The organism is Rhizobium sp. BK312, assembly GCF_014193605.1.
Lineage (GTDB): Bacteria > Pseudomonadota > Alphaproteobacteria > Rhizobiales > Rhizobiaceae > Rhizobium.
The window spans coordinates 280,245-303,866 of record NZ_JACHZP010000007.1; the positions used below are offsets into that span (position 1 = coordinate 280,245).

Annotated in this window: 25 protein-coding genes and 1 riboswitch; of the genes, 13 read left to right on the plus strand and 12 right to left on the minus strand. The window is 59.3% G+C overall.

Translation table 11 applies throughout. The features are described 5' to 3' along the window. Positions 1-20: 20 nt before the first annotated feature. From nrdE to FHT85_RS21175, 6 genes are all read right to left on the minus strand, one after another. Positions 21-2,132 carry a class 1b ribonucleoside-diphosphate reductase subunit alpha gene (nrdE, locus tag FHT85_RS21150; protein ID WP_405048035.1) on the minus strand — a complete coding sequence of 704 codons (2,112 nt, stop codon included), beginning with the start codon at positions 2,130-2,132 and terminating at the stop codon, positions 21-23. A gap of 86 nt (positions 2,133-2,218) precedes the next feature. Beyond that, entirely contained in the window at positions 2,219-2,614 is a 396-nt protein-coding gene (nrdI, locus tag FHT85_RS21155) for a class Ib ribonucleoside-diphosphate reductase assembly flavoprotein NrdI (protein ID WP_112411255.1), read from the minus strand. A gap of 11 nt (positions 2,615-2,625) precedes the next feature. After that, entirely contained in the window at positions 2,626-2,847 is a 222-nt protein-coding gene (gene nrdH, locus FHT85_RS21160) for a glutaredoxin-like protein NrdH (protein ID WP_015342817.1), read from the minus strand. Between the two features lie 247 nt (positions 2,848-3,094). Continuing rightward, positions 3,095-3,313, minus strand: a riboswitch (cobalamin riboswitch). Positions 3,314-3,434: 121 nt separating this feature from the next. Beyond that, entirely contained in the window at positions 3,435-4,532 is a 1,098-nt protein-coding gene (locus FHT85_RS21165; RefSeq protein ID WP_112411254.1) for an FUSC family protein, read from the minus strand. A 224-nt stretch (positions 4,533-4,756) separates the two neighbouring features. Further along, on the minus strand, positions 4,757-5,299 hold the full coding sequence (locus tag FHT85_RS21170; protein ID WP_112411253.1) for a DUF1269 domain-containing protein: 543 nt from the start codon (positions 5,297-5,299) through the stop codon (positions 4,757-4,759). Positions 5,300-5,353: 54 nt separating this feature from the next. Then, positions 5,354-5,644 carry a hypothetical protein gene (locus FHT85_RS21175; protein ID WP_112337326.1) on the minus strand — a complete coding sequence of 97 codons (291 nt, stop codon included), beginning with the start codon at positions 5,642-5,644 and terminating at the stop codon, positions 5,354-5,356. 281 nt (positions 5,645-5,925) lie between these two features. Between FHT85_RS21175 and FHT85_RS21180 the strand changes: the two genes are divergently transcribed. After that, entirely contained in the window at positions 5,926-6,192 is a 267-nt protein-coding gene (locus FHT85_RS21180) for a hypothetical protein (RefSeq protein WP_246780049.1), read from the plus strand. A 62-nt stretch (positions 6,193-6,254) separates the two neighbouring features. Next, on the plus strand, positions 6,255-6,734 hold the full coding sequence (locus FHT85_RS21185; protein ID WP_112411252.1) for a pyridoxamine 5'-phosphate oxidase family protein: 480 nt from the start codon (positions 6,255-6,257) through the stop codon (positions 6,732-6,734). Positions 6,735-6,808: 74 nt separating this feature from the next. On the opposite strand, the gene FHT85_RS21190 is transcribed toward FHT85_RS21185, so the two are convergent. Together FHT85_RS21190 and FHT85_RS21195 are read right to left on the minus strand one after the other, a co-directional pair. Continuing rightward, positions 6,809-7,033, minus strand: a complete 225-nt coding sequence (locus FHT85_RS21190) for a hypothetical protein (RefSeq protein WP_112411251.1) — start codon at positions 7,031-7,033, stop codon at positions 6,809-6,811. A gap of 229 nt (positions 7,034-7,262) precedes the next feature. After that, positions 7,263-7,430: a hypothetical protein gene (locus FHT85_RS21195; protein ID WP_181476268.1), complete on the minus strand. Its 168-nt coding sequence runs from the start codon at positions 7,428-7,430 to the stop codon at positions 7,263-7,265. 344 nt (positions 7,431-7,774) lie between these two features. On the opposite strand from FHT85_RS21195, the gene FHT85_RS21200 reads away from it, so the two are divergent. Next, entirely contained in the window at positions 7,775-8,380 is a 606-nt protein-coding gene (locus FHT85_RS21200) for a putative nucleotide-diphospho-sugar transferase (protein WP_210293794.1), read from the plus strand. Positions 8,381-8,408: 28 nt separating this feature from the next. Here the strand turns inward: FHT85_RS21200 and FHT85_RS21205 are convergent, their stop codons facing one another. After that, the gene (locus tag FHT85_RS21205; RefSeq protein ID WP_183774292.1) at positions 8,409-9,338 is read right to left on the minus strand and encodes a phytanoyl-CoA dioxygenase family protein; all 930 of its coding nucleotides are present in this window, start codon (positions 9,336-9,338) and stop codon (positions 8,409-8,411) included. 97 nt (positions 9,339-9,435) lie between these two features. Between FHT85_RS21205 and FHT85_RS21210 the strand changes: the two genes are divergently transcribed. Continuing rightward, positions 9,436-10,263, plus strand: coding sequence for an AraC family transcriptional regulator (locus tag FHT85_RS21210; RefSeq protein WP_183774294.1), 828 nt, complete (start codon positions 9,436-9,438; stop codon positions 10,261-10,263). Between the two features lie 42 nt (positions 10,264-10,305). Here FHT85_RS21210 and FHT85_RS21215 read toward each other — a convergent pair whose 3' ends face one another. Next, positions 10,306-11,199 carry a helix-turn-helix domain-containing protein gene (locus FHT85_RS21215; RefSeq protein ID WP_112411249.1) on the minus strand — a complete coding sequence of 298 codons (894 nt, stop codon included), beginning with the start codon at positions 11,197-11,199 and terminating at the stop codon, positions 10,306-10,308. A 95-nt stretch (positions 11,200-11,294) separates the two neighbouring features. Between FHT85_RS21215 and FHT85_RS21220 the strand changes: the two genes are divergently transcribed. After that, complete coding sequence (locus tag FHT85_RS21220) at positions 11,295-12,857, plus strand: 4-hydroxyphenylacetate 3-hydroxylase N-terminal domain-containing protein (protein WP_112411248.1); 1,563 nt, start codon at positions 11,295-11,297, stop codon at positions 12,855-12,857. A gap of 10 nt (positions 12,858-12,867) precedes the next feature. Beyond that, on the plus strand, positions 12,868-13,380 hold the full coding sequence (locus FHT85_RS21225; RefSeq protein ID WP_112411247.1) for a flavin reductase: 513 nt from the start codon (positions 12,868-12,870) through the stop codon (positions 13,378-13,380). 85 nt (positions 13,381-13,465) lie between these two features. On the opposite strand, the gene FHT85_RS21230 is transcribed toward FHT85_RS21225, so the two are convergent. Continuing rightward, positions 13,466-14,944 carry an aldehyde dehydrogenase gene (locus FHT85_RS21230; RefSeq protein WP_112411246.1) on the minus strand — a complete coding sequence of 493 codons (1,479 nt, stop codon included), beginning with the start codon at positions 14,942-14,944 and terminating at the stop codon, positions 13,466-13,468. A 57-nt stretch (positions 14,945-15,001) separates the two neighbouring features. Continuing rightward, entirely contained in the window at positions 15,002-16,456 is a 1,455-nt protein-coding gene (locus FHT85_RS21235; RefSeq protein WP_112411245.1) for an APC family permease, read from the minus strand. A gap of 318 nt (positions 16,457-16,774) precedes the next feature. Between FHT85_RS21235 and FHT85_RS21240 the strand changes: the two genes are divergently transcribed. Genes FHT85_RS21240 through FHT85_RS21270 form a run of 7 tightly spaced genes read left to right on the plus strand, consistent with a single transcriptional unit; the run spans position 16,775 to position 23,585 of the window. Next, positions 16,775-17,560 carry an IclR family transcriptional regulator gene (locus tag FHT85_RS21240; RefSeq protein WP_112411244.1) on the plus strand — a complete coding sequence of 262 codons (786 nt, stop codon included), beginning with the start codon at positions 16,775-16,777 and terminating at the stop codon, positions 17,558-17,560. Beyond that, positions 17,560-18,813: a Tm-1-like ATP-binding domain-containing protein gene (locus tag FHT85_RS21245; protein ID WP_112411243.1), complete on the plus strand. Its 1,254-nt coding sequence runs from the start codon at positions 17,560-17,562 to the stop codon at positions 18,811-18,813. The genes FHT85_RS21240 and FHT85_RS21245 overlap by 1 nt, the downstream gene beginning before the upstream one ends. Further along, positions 18,810-19,460, plus strand: coding sequence for an HAD family hydrolase (locus FHT85_RS21250; protein ID WP_112398507.1), 651 nt, complete (start codon positions 18,810-18,812; stop codon positions 19,458-19,460). The genes FHT85_RS21245 and FHT85_RS21250 overlap by 4 nt, the downstream gene beginning before the upstream one ends. A 17-nt stretch (positions 19,461-19,477) precedes the next feature. After that, positions 19,478-20,833, plus strand: a complete 1,356-nt coding sequence (locus tag FHT85_RS21255) for an aspartate aminotransferase family protein (protein WP_112411242.1) — start codon at positions 19,478-19,480, stop codon at positions 20,831-20,833. Positions 20,834-20,835: 2 nt separating this feature from the next. Next, entirely contained in the window at positions 20,836-22,119 is a 1,284-nt protein-coding gene (locus FHT85_RS21260; protein ID WP_112411241.1) for an aspartate aminotransferase family protein, read from the plus strand. Between the two features lie 5 nt (positions 22,120-22,124). Beyond that, the gene (locus FHT85_RS21265) at positions 22,125-23,144 is read left to right on the plus strand and encodes a phosphotransferase (RefSeq protein WP_112398504.1); all 1,020 of its coding nucleotides are present in this window, start codon (positions 22,125-22,127) and stop codon (positions 23,142-23,144) included. 54 nt (positions 23,145-23,198) lie between these two features. After that, positions 23,199-23,585, plus strand: coding sequence for a 5-carboxymethyl-2-hydroxymuconate Delta-isomerase (locus FHT85_RS21270; protein WP_112411240.1), 387 nt, complete (start codon positions 23,199-23,201; stop codon positions 23,583-23,585). The last annotated feature ends 37 nt before the right edge of the window (positions 23,586-23,622 follow it).

Genomic DNA, 23,622 nt, shown 5'->3' on the forward strand with positions numbered 1-23,622 from the left:
TGTCATCGTCCCTCAAAGGTTCAGAGCGTGCAGGAAACGCAGCCCTGAACCTGCGTGCCTTCGAGCGCCATCTGGCGAAGCCGGATGTAGTAGATGGTCTTGATGCCCTTCTTCCAGGCATAGATCTGCGCCTTGTTGATATCGCGCGTGGTCGCGGTGTCGCGGAAGAAAAGCGTCAGCGACAGGCCCTGGTCGACATGCTGGGTCGCGGCCGCATAGGTGTCGATAATCTTTTCCGGACCGATTTCGTAGGCGTCCTGGTAGTAATCGAGATTGTCGTTCGTCATGAAGGCAGCCGGGTAGTAGACGCGGCCGATCTTGCCTTCCTTGCGGATCTCGATCTTGGAGACGATCGGGTGGATCGAAGAGGTCGAGTGGTTGATATAGGAGATCGAGCCCGTCGGCGGCACGGCCTGCAGGTTCTGGTTATAGAGCCCGCCTTCCATCACGGCTTTCTTGAGTTCCAGCCAATCTTCCTGGGTCGGAACGGCAATGCCGGCCTTTTCGAAGATTTCCGCGACACGTTCGGTCGCAGGCTTCCATTCCTGGTTCGTATATTTGTCGAAATATTCGCCGGAGGCGTATTTCGAATTCTCGAAGCCCTTGAAGCTCTGGCCTCGCTCGACCGCAAGCAGGTTCGAGCCGCGAATGGCGTGGTAGGTCACCGTATAGAAATAGATATTGGTGAAATCGACGCCCTCTTCCGAACCGTAGAAAATGCGCTCGCGGGCGAGATAACCGTGCAGGTTCATCTGGCCGAGACCGATGGCATGGCTCTCGTCATTGCCCTTTTCGATCGAGGGTACGGAGGAGATATGGCTCATGTCGGAGACAGCCGTCAGCGCGCGGATCGACATTTCGATCGTCTTGCCGAAATCCGGGCTGTCCATCGCGGCTGCGATGTTGAGCGAGCCGAGATTGCAGGAGATATCCTTGCCCATATGCTTGTAGGACAGATCGTCGTTGTATTCACTAGCTTCGCTGACTTGCAGGATTTCCGAGCAGAGATTGCTCATGGTGATGCGGCCGGCAACCGGATTGGCGCGGTTCACCGTGTCTTCGAACATGATGTAGGGATAGCCGCTCTCGAACTGGATTTCGGCGATCACCTGGAAGAATTCGCGCGCCTTGATCTTCTTCTTGCGGATGCGGCTGTCGCCCACCATCTCGCGATACTTCTCCGTCACCGAAATCTCGGTAAACGGCACGCCATAGACACGCTCCACATCATAGGGCGAGAAGAGGTACATATCCTCGTTGTTCTTTGCGAGCTCGAAGGTGATGTCGGGAATGACTACGCCGAGCGACAGCGTCTTGATGCGGATCTTCTCGTCGGCATTTTCGCGCTTAGTATCGAGGAAGCGCATGATGTCCGGGTGATGGGCGTTCAGATAGACGGCGCCCGCCCCCTGCCGCGCCCCAAGCTGGTTGGCATAGGAGAAGGAATCTTCCAGCAGCTTCATGACGGGAATGATGCCGGACGACTGGTTCTCGATGTGCTTGATCGGCGCACCGGCCTCACGGATGTTGGTGAGCGATAGCGCCACGCCTCCGCCGCGTTTCGAAAGCTGCAGAGCCGAGTTAATGGCGCGGCCAATCGATTCCATGTTGTCTTCGACACGCAGCAGGAAACACGAAACCAGCTCTCCGCGCTGCTTCTTGCCGGCATTGAGGAAGGTCGGCGTTGCCGGCTGGAACCGGCCGGAGATGATCTCGTCGACCAGATCGCGGGCAAGTTGCTCGCTGCCCTGCGCCAGCGTCAGCGCGACCATGCAGATGCGGTCTTCATAACGCTCGAGATAACGTTTTCCATCGAAGGTCTTCAGCGTGTAGCTGGTGTAGTATTTGAAGGCGCCGAGGAAAGTCGGGAAACGGAACTTCTTCGCATAGGCGTGATCGAAGAGATCGCGCACGAAATTGAAGGAATATTGATCCAGCACCTCCTGTTCGTAGTAGCCTTCCGTCACCAGGTAATCGAGCTTTTCCCTCAGGTTATGGAAGAAGACCGTGTTCTGATTGACGTGCTGGAGAAAGTACTGCTTGGCCGCCATGCGATCCTTGTCGAGCTGGATTTTTCCGTGCTCGTCATAGAGGTTCAGCATGGCGTTCAGTGCGTGATAATCCAAGGCCATTTCCGCGGCCTTGGCTGGCCGATCATTCGTGGGAGCAGAAAAAGTGCTCTGCGTTTTTTCGCCCGAATCCCGCGACAAAGAAGAGCTTAGCGTGTCCAAAATCGTTCCAATCCGTGTCTGACATTGGCGACATCCTCATCCGTGCCCAGAAGTTCGAACCGATAGAGATACGGCACCTGGCATCTGGCAGAGATGATGTCGCCGGCGATCCCATAGGTCGCGCCGAAGTTGCTGTTGCCCGCGGCGATGACTCCGCGGATGTTCGAACGGTTGCCCGCATCGTTGAGGAAGCGGATCACCTGCTTGGGCACGGCCCCCTTTCCGCCTTCGCCGCAATAGGTCGGGACGATCAGAACGTAGGGCGAGGTCGCACGAAACTCGTCGCCCGCGACAAGCGGGATACGAGCAGCCGGCAATGCGAGCTTGACAACGAAGCGATGGGTATTTTCCGATCGGCTGGAGAAATAGACGATCTCGCCCACCGCCCGGATCCTTAAGCGAGGGTGCTGATCATGTCGGGACGGAAGCCGGCCCAATGCAGTTCCCCGGCGACAACAACCGGAACCTGACGATAGCCGAGACCTTGCACCAGCTCATAGGCGGCGGCATCGGTCGATACGTCGACGATGGTGTAGTCGATGCCTTGGCGATCAAGCGCGCGGGTGGTTGCCGTGCACTGGACGCAGGCGGGTTTGCTGTAGACGGTAATGCTCATGAGGTATCCTCGTATGGATGGGCACAGAAAATCGCTCGAGCATCGGATGATGCCCGCTCGGCGGGTGAAAAGTGGAGGCAAGCCTAGCCGGCGGCCGGACGCATTTCAGCGGCCGTCATTCGCGCGGGCGACTATGAATACTCAAGAACATGGATTCACCCCGAAGTTATTCATGCGGGGTCTTCAAGGAAGCGATGACGGCGATCCTGCCGCATGAACCATCGCTCGCCAGTCGGACACCCCGCCCGTGGACGTTATTGCTCAAGGCAGGTCTCCTGGCTCGCGGGTCATAACATTCGTCCTGCCTTCCCAAGACACAAGGCCTCAGTGACGTCATCAAACGAATGCTCGCCGCTCACAGTTGCGGGGGCAGCTCCGGCTTGGCAATCATCATGCTCGCCGACCGGATTCCCATCTTAGCCTCCAATCCTTGCGAATCAGAAGAACCTCGAACACTATATATAGTATCCTCGGTTAAAATTGCGTCAACTGCTTCGACAGCCTCAATCGGATTTCCATGTTGATGGATGTCGACCATCGCACCCAACGCAGAGACTTGGGACTGGCCAAAAACAGGCTGGAGCCTTTCAATTGACGTTGCTTTCGCGGATGCGGTCGGCGAGATCGAGAAAATTCTGGCGCATGCGTCGCAATGTGAAATCGAGACCGAACAACCGGCCCGTTTCGCTAAATCCCATCGACTGGGCAGCCTCCGAAGTCTGAAGAGTGCTAAACGCGGCGTCGAAAGCCGCGTCGCCTGCCGAAAGCACATCCGGATCGATTTCACCACCGGCACGCAACGCCCGGCCGCATGTCTCCGCAAAGCGGGCCTGTGCCTCCAGCATTCCGCCTGCCTGCGGCCCGATCGCTTCGACAATCGCCGGCGGGAAAGGTGTTTCCACGATGTGGCTGAGATAGGTCATGTCGTTGCGGATGCGCCAGAGCGAACGGGGAATGGCCTCCGAAATTCCCTGTCGTGTCAGCCAGAAAGCGCGCTCGCGCTGCGCGTCGGTCAAAAGCGCTTCCGTCGCCATCAAGGACTGACGCAGGGCGATATTTGCCTCGGTGGCCGATACAGGCTCGCCCTTTTCGACCCCGACTGCAAGCCTTCGCAAGATCTGCGCCATGACATCGAGTGCCGACCCGAAGCGATCCAAAACCATAGTCCGCGAGCGCGTCGGCAGGATGAACAGGCTGGCGAGCACGCCGACGACACCGCCCAGGGTAATTTCGGCAATGCGATCGATCACGAAAATCTCGACGGGAACGGCGGCGGAATGTGTCAGCATGACGATCGCGGCCGTCAGTCCGGCATTGCGCAGACGAGGCACGCGCACCGCCGCGAAACTTGAAACGCCGACGACGCAGATCAGGGCAATGCCAATCGCAAGCGGCTCCTGCGGCGTGACGAATACCGCAACACCTCCGAGCACGGCGCCTGCGACTGTCGCAACCAGCCGGTCGAAAGCCGCTCCAGCGGTCGCGCCCACCGACGCCTGCATGACGATCAGTACCGTGAAGACGGCCCAATAGCCCTGCTGGAGATGGAGATGCTGTGAAATGGCGTAGGTGATCGTGCACGCGATCATGACCCTTAGCGCCTGCAGCGCCGCGCGTTTGGTCTGAATCAGCGATGTTTTGGGTTTTGACGGCAGCTGGCTTTGACGAATTACAGGATCGGTCATCGCGCAAGTTTTCGCCTGGAAACGTGTGCTGACAATGGCCGTCCGGGGCTTGCCCTCTCCCTGCTGCCGCTAGTGAATGACCGCATGACCTACAATGGCAGTATTTGCGCGATTAGGGAAGGCGCGCAGGCAATGGCGAGCGCGCCGTTCAATCCCTGAGCCCCGTGCTTCCCGGACGAAAGCACAGCCGCCGCCGCCGATAGGAGTAGAGATCGGATTTACGTTCAGACGGTGGCGGAAGCTTCAGGCGCCGGTGAGGTCTCGTCGACAAGCACCTGGCGCAGCCGCGCCTCCTGCTCGGGCGATAGCGAGGTGCGTAGCAATCGCGCATGTTCGCCCTTGAATTCGGCAAGCACCTTTTCCGGCTGAACCTTGCGGATCAGGAGGAAAAGCGCGGAACTCTTCGCCGGAATGGTTTCGGCCAGACGCTTCATGAGATCGTCGTCGATACCGTAATCGGCCATCGATCCGGCAAGAGCGCCGGAGCCGGCACCGATTGCGCCGCCGACGACGAGCCCAGCAAGAGGATTGAGGAAAAGCAGACCAACGAGCGAACCCCAGAGAGCGCCCGAAAGACCACCGCTTGCGGCGCCTGCCGCCGTCAGATTGACACTCTGCTTGAGACGAACCTTGCCGGATTCATCACGAACGGCGATGACGGCATCCTCCAGATCGATCAGATATTCTTTTTCGAGCTGAACGAGGCGGTTCAGGACAGCGTCCGCTTTGTCGGCATCATCGAAACCAAGCACAATAAGTTCTGACATCGAAATCCTCCGGGAGTTCCTGTTGTCGAAACGAGAAGTGAGGCGTGGAGCCCCTTAGTGAACAGCCGTGCTGACCAATCGGTAAGGATGAGTAGCATTGAACTGCGAGATCATTGCGACAGCCTGTTGCAAAAGCCGTTCGGCATTTTCCGGATCGTCGCGGGCAAGCTCGTCTGCATTGACGCGGATTGCTTCCGCCATGTTGGTGGACAGGATGGCGAATTGCTTGTTGCCTTCGACGAGGGCCTCGCGTGCATTGCCTTCCAATGTCTTCGCAACATCGATGAGAATTTCCTCGCGCTCTTCGACGCTGAGTTCCTCGATGCTTTTTGTTCTTCCTTCCATTTTGGTCACTCCTAACAGACGTGATTGTGACCGAGCTCATAAAGCCTCGGCTGCCACTCACTTAGGAAGACGCAAATTCGGGTTCAAGGTTCCATTCCGCCCAACCCTCTGGCTTCCATCGACAAAGGAAATCGGTGTTTGCCTTGCGAGTACGGAACAATGAGCGCGCCGCGCGGTTTGACCGACATGGCCGGTCGCCCCCGCACCACGGAAGGCTCTCTGCCGCGCCATTTTCAAAAATGACGCGAGACTTCGCGGACCAGACGAACAGGATGAGCGAAATGACAGACATGCGACGCGACAATGGCAACGCGAAGACCGAGCATGACGCCACCCGCAATCGCGCCGGATCGGTTCCCGCCGACCAGACCAAAGGTGAGATCGATGCGGCGTCGGAACACGTCAAAGAGCGCGCTCCTGACGACATGCCCAATATCGAAGCGGAAAAAGAAGCTGTCCGCCAGCATGGCGACGCCTTCGTCGTAAAGAACGACCTTGACGATGCGGACCAGCGTGAGGCTGCACCGGGCACTCGCGAGCAGCCATAGGCCCCTCATCGGATGATCTCAGCTCAACTCCCTCTCTTTGCAATCGAAACCAGGAGACAGCTATGACCGATATCGACGAGAACGCACGCGTTTGGGAACTGGTCGACAAGATCGGCTTTTGCATGCTGACCACGCAAATATCCGGAAGCCTGCGCGCACGGCCGATGGCCGCTCATCCCGAACCGATCGAAAATGCGATTTATTTCCTGACGGATGTCGCGGGCCACAAGGATGAGGAGATCGCGCGCTGGCCGAATGTCTGCCTCGCCTTCGCCGACACCCGGGGTCAAAAATATGTCTCGATATCCGGGACGGCTGAAGTCGGCAACGACCGCGAACGCGTCAGGGATCTCTGGTCTACAGGCGCCAGGGCATGGTGGGACAGTGCCGACGATCCCTCGATCCGCGTTTTGAAGGTAACGCCTGTTTTCGCCGAATACTGGGATAGCCCCGGCAGCATCATGAGCTACATCAAGATGGCGGCGGCTGCGGTCTCGAATTCGAGACCTGACATGGGTGACAACGCGAAGGTCGAGCTTTAGGAATATTAGAGCCTGCGGCCATGCCGCATATAGGCGGCGGCATGGCTAGCATCAGGCCTTGAAAACGCCAATTGCTACTCTTCCCATTCCTCGTCGTCGGCGGAAAGCAGCTCCACCAGCGCAGCCACCTTACCGGCCGGCAGATGGCGGCCCTCGCCGATCAAAGCCTCATCGCTGTTGACCCAAGCCCATGCCTCGGACAGGTCCGTCGGCGTTGCGCTTGTCGCAACGATATCGGCGATAAGGGTCTCGTCGACAGGGCCGAGTACGGCGGTGACGTCTTGCGAGGTCAATGTCATGTCCCGCTCCTCTTCCTGTTTGTCAGACCATGAACATCCTTGAAATATAGAAACGCGAGGATGAACTTCCACCCGCAACCAAGCTGCGGGGACACAAAGTATTTCCGTTAAATAATTGAAGTATCTAGATAAACACCTTCATTTCCAGCAAAAGAAAATCTTGCCGAGATGAACTGTGTCCAGGCTCAACGGCTTTCTACGAAAAGCAAGGGGAGCGGTCTTGAACTGCTCAGAATGTTGGGCCGGCTGCGCCGCTCTTCAGCGTGAAATAAGCAAAGGCTGCTACGAAAAACGCAATGATGGCCAGTATCGCCAACAAACGCTTGAGCCAGGGAGGCGTTTGTTTCGGCGGTTTCGGCTTCGGACGACGTTCAAACTTGATGACATTATCGGACATGACAATCGATTAGCGAAGATCAAACGGTTTGCCAATCCGGTACGAACGCCAGCGATGTGACGTTTCCGCCATCGGCCAGCCAAAATGCCCATTCATCCAAACTCTCAATCTCGTCCGCAACGCTTTCAAGGTGGCGGATATCGATTGAAGCTTACAAACCCGAAGGTGCCTTCTTGAATATCCTCAATAAAATTCGCCCCTGGAGTCCGCAGCAGCGCGCATTGATTGTCCCCTTCCCAGCCAAACGGGATCTGGCCGAACGCACATCCAAGGCAACCAACGCCGACGGCCCGATTGTGGCATTTTTTACCGAGGGCAGTTTTTACGAACAGGAAAAAGAGCGTATGGCCCATTCGGCCGAGCGGATCGGGCTGAAGGTCTCTGCAACGGCAGTGCCCAGCGCCGGCAGCTGGGTATTGAATGCCGGGTTGAAACCAGGTTTCCTGCTTCAGGAAAGAGCAAGGCTGCGCGGCCCTTTGCTCTATGTCGACGTCGACGCCGTCTTCCACCGCAATCCCTGGCCGGAGCTTCGTAAGCTCGAATGCGACATTGCCGTCTATTATGAAGGCGATGAACGCCTTATCAGCGCGACCATTCTCATCAACGATACGCCTGGCGCGGCGCAACTCATCGAGCGCTGGCGGGAAGGATGTCTTGCCAAGCCCGACGTTTGGGATCAGGTCGTTCTGGAGGAAATCATCACCGAGGATGCGACAAGCGCGAAGCCGCAATTCAAGGTGGCGAAATTGCCTGCCTCCTTCTGCTGGATATTCGACCGGCTCGAAAATGGGTCTGTCGGCGAAGTCTTCATCGAGCAGCTACAGGCAAGCCGCGAGGCGACCAAGCGCAAACGCTGGTTTGGCCGCATCGGCAAACGGCTCAAGCGCCGTCGCGATCGGGTCGAGGAAATCGAACGCGTGCTAAAGGATGACAATTGGGGCACGCTTTGAACGAGCCTGCAACAGGATCAAATCTGAATCACAGCATGTCCCCGAGCGTCCAGTGGTTGCTCCATCGGGCATCGATCTCATCCTCGACGTTCTGATAGCGAATGTCGGTGGAAAGGCGCAATCTGTGCTGCCTGTCCTGATTGGTGGTCGAGGCGTGGATCATGAATGGTGAATGGAGCATGACGTCGCCTGCCTCATAGTCGGCGACCAGCCAGCGCGTATCGAAGCGTTCCGCCATGTCGGGCAGATCCTTCGAGACCCAGCCACCCTCCGTCATGTTTCGATTATAGGCGCTAACGCGTTCCTCAGGACTGAGATCCTTGTTCTTTTCGCTGAACTCACGTTCCATTCGGGCACCGATGACATGCGATCCTTCCAAATAGGTCAGCCCGCCCATTTCGACGGGGATATCGCCGATCGGTATCCAGGCGGTGACGATCCGGCTGGTGCCGCCGCGAAGATAGACCAGATCGTAGTGGGCCGGTGTCGCCGTCGTCGTTCCCGGCCGGACGTGGCGCATGATCTTGCGCTTATGCAGATAAGAGATGCCCGAGAGGAATTCGTCCATGAAGCGCGAAAGGCGCGGCTGGGCGCAAAAGCCCTCATAGGCGACCGAGCGCACGAGCGACATCAGGCAACGATCGACATCCCGGCCTTCCGGCGCTAAAGCCGAGGATATGCCATCCCTCGGGTCCGTTCCCGCCTCGATCAGCCCTGTCTTCGCCATGTGACCGAAGACCCAGCCGCGAAAATCGATCACGTCCTTGCGCGGCAGAAACCCCTTGAGCCACACATAGCCGTTCTCCTCGTAAAGCCGGCGGATTGCCTCGACACCGATGCTCGGATCGGTCGGGGTGAGATAACCGAGCCGATGGGACGCAGTGGAGAGAGCCTTTCCATTGGCAACAAGGTTGAGTGCACTCTTGTCGGAGAGAATGCTCTGCATGGGAATCGACATTTCACTCGCCTATGGTTTGAATTGATTGCCCATTGAATCTAGCTATTAGCGATGGTTCACTACATGGACAAAAATGATACTGGACTTTTCGCTCACCATGAAATCGGCAACACATGCCATCTACCGCTCACCACTTGCACCCGCCGGAGGACTGTCGGTCACTGGCAGCGGCAGGCAGCACGCCATGCATGCCGTCACCGCGCGGAAGCTGCCGAGCTATGCGGTGGTTCTCGTCGAGAGCGGCCAGGGCTTTTTCGAAACGGATGCCGGCGGCCGCAGAAGCGTGAAAGGCCCGGCGCTTTTCTGGCTCTTCCCGAACCGCCAGCATTCGTACGGCCCCGATGCGCAAGGCTGGAGCGAACGATGGGCGCTTTTCGAAGGCTCTCTCGTGCGCGACTTTCTGCGCCTTCGCCTCATCAGCGAGCAGAATCCGCTCATTACCCTGCGTAATCTCGACAGCGTACAGCGTCTGTTCGGCACGATCCCAGACGATCTCATCGAGGATACCAACCTGTCGAGAGCCGCTGCCGCCTCCGCTCTTCATCAGATCGTCATTCTGGCTGCGCGGCAGGCGAGCCAGGCCACTCCCTCCACTCAGCAAGGTTCAGATATCGGCGAAATTATTGAGGCGCTTCGCCAAAGAGCAACAGAAGCCCTCGACATGGCAGCTTTTGCAGCCGAATACGGCATGTCGCCCGCTACACTGCGCCGAAAAGTCACGACGGAAGTCGGGCTACCGCCGAAGGGTTTTCAGCTTCGCGTACGCATGGACCGTGCAAAGGAGTTGCTAACGATGACGGACGACAAGATCGAGATCATCGCCTCAAAAGTCGGATTCGATGATCCGTTCTACTTCTCCCGGCTATTCCATGAGCGCGAAAACTGCACGCCGCGCGAATTCCGCGCCCGCTATCGGCGAAGCTGATCGATCAAGATAGGTCGAACACGTCGCAACGACCGGGCCTTATTACGCCGCATGGTTACCCGATGGCTCCCGCTCCAAATTCCGGCGCCGCCAGGCCGCCGGCGCCTCCCCCACCCGTTTGCGAAAAAAGCGCGAGAAATAGGCGGGATCTTCAAAGCCCACCTCGCGGCCGATATCCTCGACGGAGCGGATGGTGAACATCAGCAGACGCTTGGCTTCCAGCAGCCGCCGGTCCAAAAGCATCTCCTTGACGCTGTGCCCGAACACCTCGCGCGCCGCCTTATCGAGCAGATGCGGCGTCGTGGCGAGCAGGTCGACATAGTTGCCGACCGGCCAATCGCTCTTGTAATGCCGGTCGATGGCGCTGCGCAGCGCGAGCGCGAGCGCCACGGTCGGCGAAGCCGAAGGCAGCGCCGCGCTGCCGCCAAGCCGGCTCATCAGCGACAGTACAACGCCGATCAGGCCCAACATGACCTTTTCACTCTGGCCGCTACGCTCGCGATATTCCGCACTCACCATCTGCAGCAGCGTATCGATCTTTTGCCAGCAAGGATCGTCCGGCCGCGCTGTCAGAAAGGTCGGCACGTCAAGGCTTAGATCCACCTGGGGTGCCAAAGCCTTTAAGGTATCGTCCGATATCGAAAGGACGATGGCATCGGACTGATCATCGACATCGAATCCATGAATGATGTTACTCGGCACGAAGCTGATCGTCGGAGCGGAAAAATTCCAAGTTTGGTCCTCGACCCGGTAGCGCCCGCCCCCCTTGTACCAATAGGTGATTTGGCCCATCAGCGGATGTTTGTGCGGCGCCACATGCCCGAAATGCAGCGTTTTTCGGTCCATGACCGTTTCCACATGCAGGAATCCGACATCGAGCGCCCGGCTCGGCACGCCATAGACAAAGAAATTCGGAATCTCGTTCTTCTGCGACATGCCGGAAAAAGTACCAGCGAATTGCCCCCTTTGTCCATGGCCGGACCGGCGCGCCCGACGTAGCATTGCTCATGATCTCAAGGGAGGAATACGAGATGCGAGCTGAAGATCACCGCAGCGACAAGACCCGCCCATTTACCGGCGCCGAATATCTGGAAAGCCTGCGCGACGGCCGCGAAGTCTATATCAATGGCGAGCGCATCGCCGATGTGACTGCGCATCCAGCCATGCGCAACTCCGTCCGCTCGCTCGCCCGCATGTACGACGCGCTGCACGACGAAAAGACCAAGGATCGTCTGACATCCCCGACCGATACCGGTTCAGGCGGCTATACCCACAAATACTTCCGGGTGGCGAAATCCTCCGCCGAGCTTGTCGCCCAGCAAGGCGCCATCGCCGATTGGGCGCGCATGTCCTATGGCTGGATGGGCCGTACCGCCGATTACAAGGCGGCCCTCATGAATACGCTCGGCGCCAATGCCGACTGGTATGGGCCGTTTAAGGAGAACGCGCTTTCCTGGCATAAGCGGGCGCAGGAATCCGTGCTCTTCATGAACCACGCGATCGTCAATCCGCCGATCGACCGTCACAAGCCTGCCGATGCCATTAAGGACGTTTTCGTCCACATTACCAAGGAAACCGATGCCGGCATCTACGTCTCCGGTGCCAAGGTGGTAGCGACGTCTTCGGCGTTGACCCACTATAATTTCCTTGCCCAGAGCTCGGCGACCGTCACGGAAGACCCGTCTCTGTCGGTCATGTTCATCGTTCCGATGAATGCGCCTGGCATTAAGATGTTCTGCCGCGTCTCCTACGAGCAGACTGCCAATACCGTGGGACATCCCTTCGACTATCCGCTGTCTTCTCGCTTTGACGAGAACGACGCGATCCTCGTGCTTGATAATGTCTTCGTGCCCTGGGAGGACGTGCTCGTGCTGCGCGACGCGGCAAAGATCCTCTCCTTCCACCCGGCCTCGGGCTTCATGCATGGCTATTGCTTCCAGGGGTGCACTCGTTTCGCCGTGAAGCTCGACTTCATCGCTGGGCTGCTCGCCAAGGCGCTGCGCGCGACCGGCGGCGATGCCTTCCGCGGCAATCAGGCGGCGCTTGGCGAAATCATCGCGCTTCGCCACATGTTCTGGTCGTTTTCCAACGCCATGGCCTATAATCCGCAACCTTGGGCCAATGGCGCTGTATTGCCGAACATGGAAGCAGCCCTTTCCTATCGCACCTTCATGTCGGAGGCCTATCCGCGCGTCATCGAGACGGTGCGCAGGGTCATCGCTTCGGGACTGATCTATCTACCCTCCTCGGCCAAGGACTTCGGCAATCCGGAGATCGACCGCTACCTCGCGCAATATGTGCGCGGTTCCAACGACATGGGTCATATCGAGCGCATCAAGATCATGAAGCTGCTCTGGGACGCCACAGGCACCGAATTCGGCGGACGCCACGCCCTTTACGAACTCAACTATGCCGGCGCGCCGGAGGAAGTTCGCCTGCAGGTGCTAAAGGGCGCCGAGCGTGGTGGCCGGTTGAAGGAGATGGAAGCGCTCGTCGATCAGTGCATGAGCGATTACGACGAAAACGGCTGGACCGGAGATACGTGGCTGCCGCCGCTGGGTGATACCTCCCCTGCCCGCAACGCCGCCGAGTGAGGATGTTGCCATGGAGGAGCAACTCTCGAAAACCGAATTCCGCAACGCCATGGCTCGGGTCTGCGCTCCGGTGAACGTCATCACCACCAACGGCCCTGCCGGCCGCGGCGGCTTTACTGCGACCGCCATGTGCAGCGTCACCGACGAACCGCCGACGCTGCTGGTCTGCATGAACAGTCGCTCGGCGCAGACCGCCCTCTTCCTCGAAAACCGCCGCTTCTGCGTCAATGTCCTGACGCAGGAGCACAAGGAACTGGCCGGCTATTTCGCTGGCCAGCGCGCCGACATGGAGGAGCGCTACGCCGCGGCGGAATGGATCAACTTTCGTTCCGGTAGCCACGCACTTTCCGATGCCATCGTCTCCTTCGATTGCCGCCTGACCGAAGCGCGCCTGGTCGGCACGCACCATATCTTCATCGGTGAAGTCATGGATATCCGCAGCCGCAAGGACGGGCATGCGCTACTCTATTTCGACCGCAACTATGTGCATGTGCCGACCCAGACGGGCAGCTTCGGCGGCTAGGAGCCGCATGGATGGCTGGCGATCGTGGAAATAAAGCAGGGTGCCGGCGACGAGGCGGCACCCTGTTTGCATGTGAAAATAGCTGTTAGAGCTGGATCCATGCCGTCTTCAGATCGACGTATTTGTCGAGCGCATGCAACGACTTGTCGTGTCCGTTACCCGATTGCCTGACGCCGCCAAGCGGCACGCTGTTATCGGCGCCGCCATAAGTGTTGACATGCACGACGCCGGCGCGGATTCCCCGCACCATCCGATGGGCGCGCGACAGGTTCGAGGTCCAGACGGCGGAGGCAAGGCCATATTCCGTGCTATTGGCGATCTCAAGTGCTTCCGCTTCCGTTTGGAAGGAGATGATCGACAGGATCGGGCCGAAGACCTCTTCGCGTGCCAGGGTCATCGACGGCGTCACGTCGAATACGGTCGGCCGCATGTAATAACCGCCGGTCTCCTCAAGAATACGCGAACCACCGGTGCGCAGCGATGCACCCTCCGATAGTGCCTGCGAGACGTAGCCAAGATCCTTCTTCAGCTGGATCTCGCTGGAAATGGCCCCTACGTCGGTCATCAACTGCAGTGGATCTCCGACCTTCATGGCCTCGGCGATGCGGATGACTTTCTCGGAAAAGGCCTCATGGATCGATTTCTCCAAAAGCAGCCGAGAGCCGGCGACACAGACCTGGCCGGAATTGCGAAAAATGCCATAGGCAGAAACCTTGGCCGCCTGATCGAGATCGGGCGCATCGGCAAAGACGATGTTCGGGGACTTGCCGCCCAGTTCCAGATAGACGCGCTTCAGGTTGGAGCGTGCCGAATATTCCAAGAGCCGCCGCCCGACGGGGCCGGAACCGGTGAAGGCCAGCACATCGATATCCATGTGCAGTCCTAATGCTTCGCCGCACACCGCACCGCGACCGGTCACGACGTTGAGCACGCCTTCGGGCAATCCGGCTTCGGCGCAAATTTCGGCAAGCCTCAGCAGCGTCAGCGACGCGCCTTCGGCGGGCTTCAGCACGACGGAATTGCCCGCGGCGAGCGCCGGCGCAATCTTCCAGGCGCCAATCATCATCGGGAAGTTCCACGGCACGATGGCGGCAACGACACCGATAGCTTCGCGATGGATGAGCCCGAGTATGTTCTCAGCCGTCGGAGCGATTTCGCCATAGACCTTGTCGATCGCCTCGGCATAGTAACGGAATGTGCCGGCGGCGCTGCCAGGCTCGGCCTTCAGCACCATCGAGATTTCCGTGCCGTTGTCGCGTACCCCGAGGACGGCGAGCTCGAGCGCATTCTTCTCGATCAGTTCGGCAATTTTCAGCAGCACCTTCTTGCGTTCGGCCGGTGCCGCCTTCGACCAGCTACCCTTTTCGAAGGCATGGCGCGCAGCCTTGACGGCCAGATCGACGTCCTGAGTGCCGGCATCGGCAATCGTGGTCAGCTTTGTTCCGTCGATCGGCGATATGACGTCCATCGTTGCGCCGCTGATCGGTTGGCGCCAGGCGTCTCCGATGAACAACGTCTGGGGCGAAACGGATAATGTCCGGAGCTGGTCGATCTTTTCCTGCATCTCATTGTCTCACAGAGAGGGTGGCGGGGCTTGCCCGCCACCACGATTGGAACTGGTTCAGGCTTCCTGGCCGGCACCGAGGCGGGCATAGCTTGCCGCATCGGCCGATTTCAGGCGAGCCGCCGCGATGAAACCGATGATGCCGGCAATCAGCACCAGGCCCGGCAAGACCACCGCAAGCACGCCATTGGCGCCGGCAATCGCGCCGAAATTCGCCGAGATATAATAGACAAGCGTCAAGAGGATCAGACCCGTCACGATCGGAAGCACCTTGATAACAAGCGCATTGCGCTCAAGCCCCGGATTGCGGCTAAAGAACACCACGATCGAGAAGGCGGTGAAGGCCATCAGCAGGATGATCGCCAGCGTTGCGACATTGGTGAGCCAGGAGAAGAGTGCCAGCACCGGATCCTGACCCGTTACCGCAAAGAGCCCGACGACGAGCACGGCAATGACGGTCTGAATGATCGACCCGACATGGGGGCTCTGAAAGACCGGATGCGTCACGCCGACCGACTTCGGCAGCAGGCCTTCGCGGCCGGCGACATACATGTAGCGCGCCACGCCGTTGTGGAACGCGAGGATGCCAGCAAACAGGCTGGTGATGAAGAGCACGCTCATCACGACGGTAATCCAGTGGCCGACATAGCGCTCGGCAAGGCCGAAGAGAAAGGTTGTCGGATCGGCGAGGCCCTGCAGCGCCGGAACAAGCTTATCGACGCCGGCACCGATTACCATCAGCCAAGAGGTCAGCATATAGAAGAGGCCGATGATGATGACGGAAATATAGGTCGCGCGCGGTACGGTCTTTTCCGGCTCGCGGGCCTCTTCGCTGTAAATGGTCGTCGCTTCGAAACCGATGAAGGCGGCGAAGCAGAACAGGAGGCCGATCGCTGGCGTTCCGCTCCAGAAGGCAGTTGGCGCGAAAGGTGCAGCGGAGAGGCCCGCATCGCCTCCCTTGGCGAAGATTGCAGCGTCGATGACGAACACGACGAGATATTCGAGAATGACGAGCACCGTCAGCACCTTGGCAGAAAGATCAACGCGGCGGTAGCCGAAGACGGCGACGAAGGCGATGCCGATGAAGCTCCAGAACCACCAGGGAAGATCGAGACCGAGTTGTTCGGCAAAGAAGCCCTTTGTCGCCGCACCGAAAAGCCCGAGAACGCCGACCTGCATCGCATTGTAGGCGAGAATAGCGATCAAGGCTGCGGCACCACCCATGAGGCCGCCAAGGCCCTGCGCGGTGTAGGCGTAGAAAGCGCCGGCATTTCTTATATGGCGGGCCATGGCGACGTAACCGACTGCAAACAGCAGCAGAATGCCTGTCACCAGCAGGAAGGTCAGCGGAATGCCCGGCCCGTTGCCGAGCATCATCGAAAGCGGAACGCCGCCGGCAACCGCCGTCAGCGGTGCGGCAGCCGAAACGACGAGGAAGGTCACGGCACCGACGCCGAGACTGTTCTTGCGCAGCTGGTTTTCAGCGGCACCTTGCGAATTTTGCGTGTTCATCTGCGTTCGTTCCCCTTGTTTAAAAACATCCGATCATCGCCGCGATTGCACGCGTGCGACCTCCACCAAAAACCGGACTGACGAGCGGGGCTTATGCTTTTGTTGATTTTACCGCCGTCAGCGCCTATGGTTCATTATTTGAACCTCAGCTTCAAATATAGACTTGCAAACATTGCTGGCCTCTGTCAAGTTATTTCGCATGTTAAGTATCTTGGGTCGTTGCTATCGTGCGGCGGCGCAGGGTCAGCAAGCTGATTTGACGGGAAGCCGAGGCTGGACGCACGGAATCAGAACCTGACCAACCCAAGAGGAGGAATGATGAGCACGATCGGAAAGGCGCTGGCATTGCTGGATACCCTGTCACGGCTGGACAAGGAGGCGGGTCTGACCGACATCGCCCGCCTGTGCGCGCTGGACAAGGCGACGGCGCGACGCTTTCTGGTGGAGCTGGAAAAACACGGCTTCGTCGAGCAGGATCCAGATACGCGCCGTTACCGCATCGGCTCGGCACCGGTTCGTCTCGCCCGCATCAGGGAAGCCCGCTTTCCCTTCCTGCGGGTCGCAATTCCTTTCATCAAGGCGCTTACCGAATCGTCGACCGAGACCGTTCATCTCTCGGAGTTTTCAGGTGGGCAACTCTCGACCATTCACGTGGAGGATTCACCGCGTGCGCACCGCATCATCGTCGATGTCGGCAGCCTCTTGCCCTTTCATGCGACAGCTTCAGGCCTCGCCTTTCTGGCCTTCTGTCCACGGATAGAAATCGACGAAGCGCTTAAAAGGCCGCTCGAAAAATTCACCGATTACACCGTCACCGATCCCCAATTGCTGCGTCGGATGCTCGATGAAACCGCAGCACGGGGCTTTTCGGTCATTGACCAAGGCCTGGAGGCCGGCGTCATCAGCACCGCCGCGCCGGTGCGCACGCCTAGCGGCCGCCCGATTGGTTGCGTGGCTATCGCCGCTCCGCTCTCCCGCACCGACAAGGCTGCCATCCACGAATTCGGCGCTCAGGCCGCCAACGCAGCCAACGCCATCGCAGAAAAATATTACGGGTCGGAAAGACCCACGGGAACCATTGCGAAACTCAGGAGGACGGATTGATGAGCCCGGAGGCTCCCTCACCACGGATACTCGTCATCGGAACCGGTGACACCAAATGCGACGAACTGCAATTCATGGCATCCGCCATCAGGCAAGCCGGCGGCCAGCCGGCCATGATGGATGTCAGCATTCTCGGCGATCCACCTTACAGCCCTGAATATTCCAAGCATGACATCGCGAAGGCCGCCGCAACGACAATCGAAGCCATTACCGAAAGCGGCGACGAAAACAGCGCCATGGCCGCGATGGCGAAGGGTGCAGCGGCGTTGAGCCTGCGCCTTTACGAAGATGGGCTGGTGGATGGAGTCATCGTGCTCGGCGGCTCCATGGGCACGGATCTGGCGCTCGATGTCGCCGCCGTTCTGCCGCTCGGCGTGCCGAAATTCGTGGTCTCGACCATTGCCTATTCTCACCTCATCCCGCCGGAACGCATTGCGCCCGACCTGATGATGATCCTGTGGGCGGGTGGTCTTTACGGGCTCAACAGCATTTGCCGCTCCGTGCTCTCCCAGGCGTGCGGCGCGGTCGTCGGCGCTGCAAAGCACGGCACCAAGCCCAATCGCGAGCGACCGCTCGTCGGAATGACCTCACTTGGCTCCTCCTGTCTGAAATATATGAAGTATCTGCGGCCCGAGTTGGAAAAGCGCGGCTACGACGTCGCCGTATTCCATTCCACCGGCATGGGTGGCCGCGCCTATGAAGCGATTGCCGCGAAAGGTGACTTTGCCGCAGTCTTCGACTTCTGCATCCAGGAAGTCAGCAATCATCATTATAGCAGCGTCGTCACCTCCGGGCCGGACCGGCTCGAAAATGCAGGACGCACCGGCACTCCGCAGATCGTAGCCCCCGGTGCGGTCGACATGGTCGATCTTCAGGCATGGCAAGCCCTGCCAGAGGTCTTTGTGGATCGCCCGTATCACGCCCATAACCGGCTGATCGGGTCGGTAACGATATCGCCGGAAGGGCGGCGGGAAGTTGCCCGTGTGATCGGAGAAAAACTGCGACGCGCCGAAGCGAAGGTCGCCTTCCTTCTGCCGACTGAAGGCTTGCAGGAATGGGACAAGCCGGATGAACCCTTGCATGATCCGGAAGGTCTTGACGCCTTCTTCGATGAAATGCGCCGCGCCGTTCCGCCCAGCGTCACCCTGCAGGAGGTCGATGCTCACATCAACGCGCCGGCCTTCTCGGCTGCTGCCCTTGCCATCTTCGATCGATGGGTTGCCGAAGGCGTCATTCCGGAGGGACGGCCATGACGCGGGACCGCGCGCTTATCCTCGACTTCGGCGGCGTCGTCACCCGCACGCTGTTCGAAACCCATGACATCACCGAGCGCACGCTTGGCCTTCCGAAGGGGTCGCTGACCTGGCTCGGCCCTTTCGACACGGCGACGGACCCGCTCTGGGTCGCAATGCAGAACCGCGAGATCACTGAACGCGACTATTGGCTGACGCGCGCGGGCGAAGTCGGCAAGATGGTCGGCGAAAACTGGACCGATATGCAGACCTTCGTGCGCCGGGCGCGCGGCGCCGAGCCGGAGCTTGTCCTGCGCCCGGAAGCTCGCGAGGCCATCCTGCGCACCAAGGAGGCCGGCCTGAAGCTGGCGATCCTGTCGAACGAACTCGACCTTTTCTATGGCGTCGAGTTTCGACAGCGTTTTCCCCTCATCGAGCTTTTCGACGTTATCGTCGACGCCACCTACACGAAGATCCTGAAGCCCGATCCCCGTGCCTACGAGCTCGTTCTTGCCGAGCTTAACTTGCCGCGCGAGGTCTGCGTTTTCGTCGACGACCAGAAGAAGAACATCGAGGGTGCCGAAGCCGTGAACCTGCCTCACGTGCATTTCGACATGACCCGCCCTGCCGAAAGCTATGCCCGCGCACTTGCCATGCTGGGGCTCTGAACCAAGAGGAATTTGACATGCGTGAGACCAATTTCATCATCGAAAACAATGCACGCCATCTGTGGCATCCGATGGCCCATCCGGCCGAGATGCAGGCCAACCCGCCGCGCATCATCAACTCCGGCGAAGGCGTTGAGATCGTCGACATCCAGGGCAGGAAGGTACTGGACGCAGTCGGCGGCCTCTGGAACGTCAATCTCGGCTATTCCTGCGAGCCGGTAAAGAAGGCGATCCGCGATCAACTCGACGAACTGCCCTATTATTCGACCTTCCGCGGCACGACGAATTCGCCGCTGATCGAACTGTCCTACGAGCTTGCCGAATGGTTCAAGCCGGATGGCCTCAGCCGCTCCTTCTTCACCTCTGGCGGTTCGGACTCGGTCGAGACCTGCCTGCGGCTGGCTCGCCAATTCCACAAGGTCAACGGCCAGCCCGAGCGCACCAAATTCGTCGCGCTGAAGAAAGGTTATCACGGCACGCATTTCGGTGGCGCCTCGGTCAACGGCAACCAGAACTTTCGCCGCAACTATGAGCCATTGCTTCCGGGCGTCTTCCACCTCCCCGCGCCATTCCCTTATCGCAACCCTTTCAACACCACCGATGGCGCGGAGATCGCGGCTGCCATTGGCAGGCTCTTCGAGGAAGAGATCGCTTTCCAGGGCGCCGATACGATCGCAGCCCTGATCGTCGAGCCGGTACTCGGCGCCGGCGGCGTCATTGTCCCGCACGAAACCTTCCTGCCGCTGATGCGCGAGATCTGTGACCGGCACGGCATCCTTTTGATCGCCGACGAGGTGATCACCGCTTTCGGCCGCACAGGCGCCTGGACCGGATCGCGCCTCTGGGGCGTCAAGCCAGATATGATGTCGACGGCCAAGGCGATCACCAATGGCTATTTCCCCTTTGGCGCCGTGATGATTTCCGACAAGGTCGCCGAGGCATTCGAGAGCCACAAGAACTCTTTTGGCAATATCGGCCACGGCTACACCTATTCCGGCCACCCGGTCGGTGCGGCTGCAGCGCTTGCGACACTGAAAGAAACCAAACGGCTCGACGTCGCCGCCAATGCCGCTGCCCGCGGTGAAGAACTGCTTGCCGGACTGAAGAGGCTGCAGGAAAAGCATGAACTGGTTGGTGACATCAGAGGCAAGGGCCTGATGTGCGCCCTCGAGCTCGTCAGTGACCGGGCGAAGAAGAGCGCGGCTGCCAAGGATACCGTCCAGAAAGTCCATGACGCGACTTATGATGCCGGCGTGATGGTCCGCACCTCCGGTGCCAATGTCATCCTGTCACCGCCGCTGATCGTGACGGCTGCGAATGTCCAGACGATCCTGACCGCGCTCGATGCCGGCCTCACCGCTGCAAAGGGCTGATCATGTCCGACAATGCAACCCTCATCGCGCGCCGCGAACGGCTTTTGGGCCGGAACATGTCGCTCTTCTATGACGAGCCGGTGCATCTCGTGCGCGGCGAAGGCGTCTGGCTCTGGGATGCCGACGGGCGTAAGTATCTCGATTGCTACAACAATGTGCCGCATGTCGGCCATTGTCATCCGCGCGTGGTCGAGGCGATCGCGCGGCAGGCCTCGATGTTGAACACGCATACGCGCTATCTGCATGAAGGCATTCTCGACTATGTGGAGCGGCTGACGGCAACCTTCGACAAGAGCCTGAATGCCGCGATCCTGACCTGTACCGGTAGCGAGGCAAACGACGTGGCCCTGCGCATGGCGCAGGCGATAACCGGCAAAACCGGCGTCATCGCCACGAACCACACCTATCACGGCAACACGGCGGCAGTGTCGCAGCTGTCGACCCGCATGCCGCCGGTCGGCGGCTTCGGCGGCCATGTCCGGCACGTGCCCGCGCCGGACAGCTATCGTCCACTCGGCGGTGAAGGCGGAGATGCCTTTGCCACGGCCTTCGCGGCAGAAGTCGAAAAAGCGATCGCCTCGCTGGAGGATACCCCGCATGGCTTTTCGGCCATCATCATCGATCCGTTCTTCGCCAATGAAGGCTTTCCGGATCTGCCGCGGGGCTTTCTCGACAAAACGGTTGCTGCTGTCCGCAAGGCCGGCGGCCTTGTCATTACCGACGAAGTACAGCCCGGCTTTGGCCGCACAGGCTCGCACATGTGGGGCCATCAGCGCGCCGGCATCGTTCCGGATATCGTGACACTCGGCAAGCCGATGGCGAACGGGCATCCGGTGGGCGGCGTCATCGCCAATGTCGACACGATAAATGCCTTCCGCAAGGCGTTCCGCTATTTCAATACCTTTGGCGGCAATCCAGTCTCCTGCGCGGCAGCCATGGCCGTGCTCGACGTCATCGACGACGAGAACCTCATCGAAAATGCCCGCAATGTCGGCGAGTATACGCGCGATGCCTTCAAGCGGCTGGCCGAGAAGCACGCGATCATCGGCGATGTACGCGGTAGCGGCCTCTTCATGGGTGCGGAATTCGTACTCGACAAGCAGACGAAGGAGCCGGCGACTGCTGAGGCAACCCGCATCGTCAACGCCATGCGCGAGCGCGGCGTGCTGATGGGCAAGATCGGCATTCATCAATGCGCCACGAAGATCCGCCCGCCCATGCCGTTCACCAGGGATAATGCCGACTTCATGTTGTCGATTTTTGACGACGTATTGTCAGGGGTGTAGGCAATATGGCCGATCCGTTGCCACAAACCACCCGCGATGCGCTACAGAAACGTGCGCTAGAGGCACTCGATCATTGGCCTGTGCGGGCTCGCGAACCGGTTCTGATGAAATATCGCGAGAATGCCGTCTTCCGCATTACGCTGGAAGACGGTCAGTTCGCCGCGCTCCGGCTGCATCGGCCAGGCTACCATGACGAGACGAGCCTGCGCTCGGAGCTGCATTTCATAGCCGCCCTCAAGCTCGGCGGCCTCGATGTCCCGAGCCCCGTTCCGACAAGGAACAGGCAAAGTCTCGTCCTCTTGGCGGCTAACGGGCATTTTCCTGCACAATATGCCGATGTGGTGAGCTGGATCGACGGCATTCCCCTTGGCCAAAGCGGCGTGCCTCTGTCGCAGTCTATCGAGATGCAGGAAGCAATCTTCTTCCGCATCGGGCAAAACATGGCCATCATGCACGAGCTTGCCGATGTGTGGGAACCACCGGAACATTTTCGCCGCCCGGTTTGGGACATCGATGGGCTGGTCGGCGAAACGCCGCTCTGGGGCCGCTTCTGGGATTGTCGGGGCCTTTCACCCGAGAGCACTATCGCCCTCTCGGCATTGCGCCACCAGCTGCGCCGACTGCTCGCGAACGCGGATAGCCAAAGCCTCGACTATGGGCTGATCCATGCCGATCTCGTGCGAGAAAACATCTTTCTGACGGGAACCGACAGCAATGTCGCCTTCATCGATTTCGACGATGCGGGACACGGCTTCCGCCTGTTCGATCTTGCGACCACCCTGCTCAAGAACCGCAACGAACCCGCCTATCCGGTGATCGAGCAAGCGCTGATATCAGGCTATCGCAGCCGGCGAGCACTCTCCGAAGCGGCTCTGGCGGCCCTGCCCCTATTCATGGTGCTGAGGAGCCTTACATATATTGGATGGCTCGCGGAACGTCCGGAAATTCCGGACAATGTCGAACGTCTGTCGCGTTACGTCCATGAAAGTCTGGAGATGGCAAGACAGCTCGACTTTGTCGCTTGACATCCGCGAGATATTTATTAACGTGTTAAGTAATTAAAGTCTCGGGAGGACTTGATGCCGCATCTCGCCATCGAATATTCGGCCAATCTGGAGGGTCGCGCCGATATCGGCGCACTCTGTGAGCGGCTGCTGAAGACGGTTCTGGACACCGGCCTTTTCGAGATTGGTGCCGTGCGGGTGCGCGCCTTTCGCGCCGAGCATTACGCCATCGCCGACGAGCTGCCCGAGAACGCCTTCGTCGATCTGAACTTCCGCATCGGCAAGGGCCGCACGGATGAGGAAAAGAAACGCACCGGCGAGGCGATCTTCGCCGCGGCGATCGACGTTCTCGGCCCGCTCTTCGACACCCCGCATTTCGCCCTCTCGCTTGAGATCCGCGAGATCGATGCGGAACTCAGCTGGAAGAAGAACGCCATTCATCCGCGGCTTCGCGGCAAGTGACATTCCCTTCGCGGGACGACATAACACCAAAGGAATA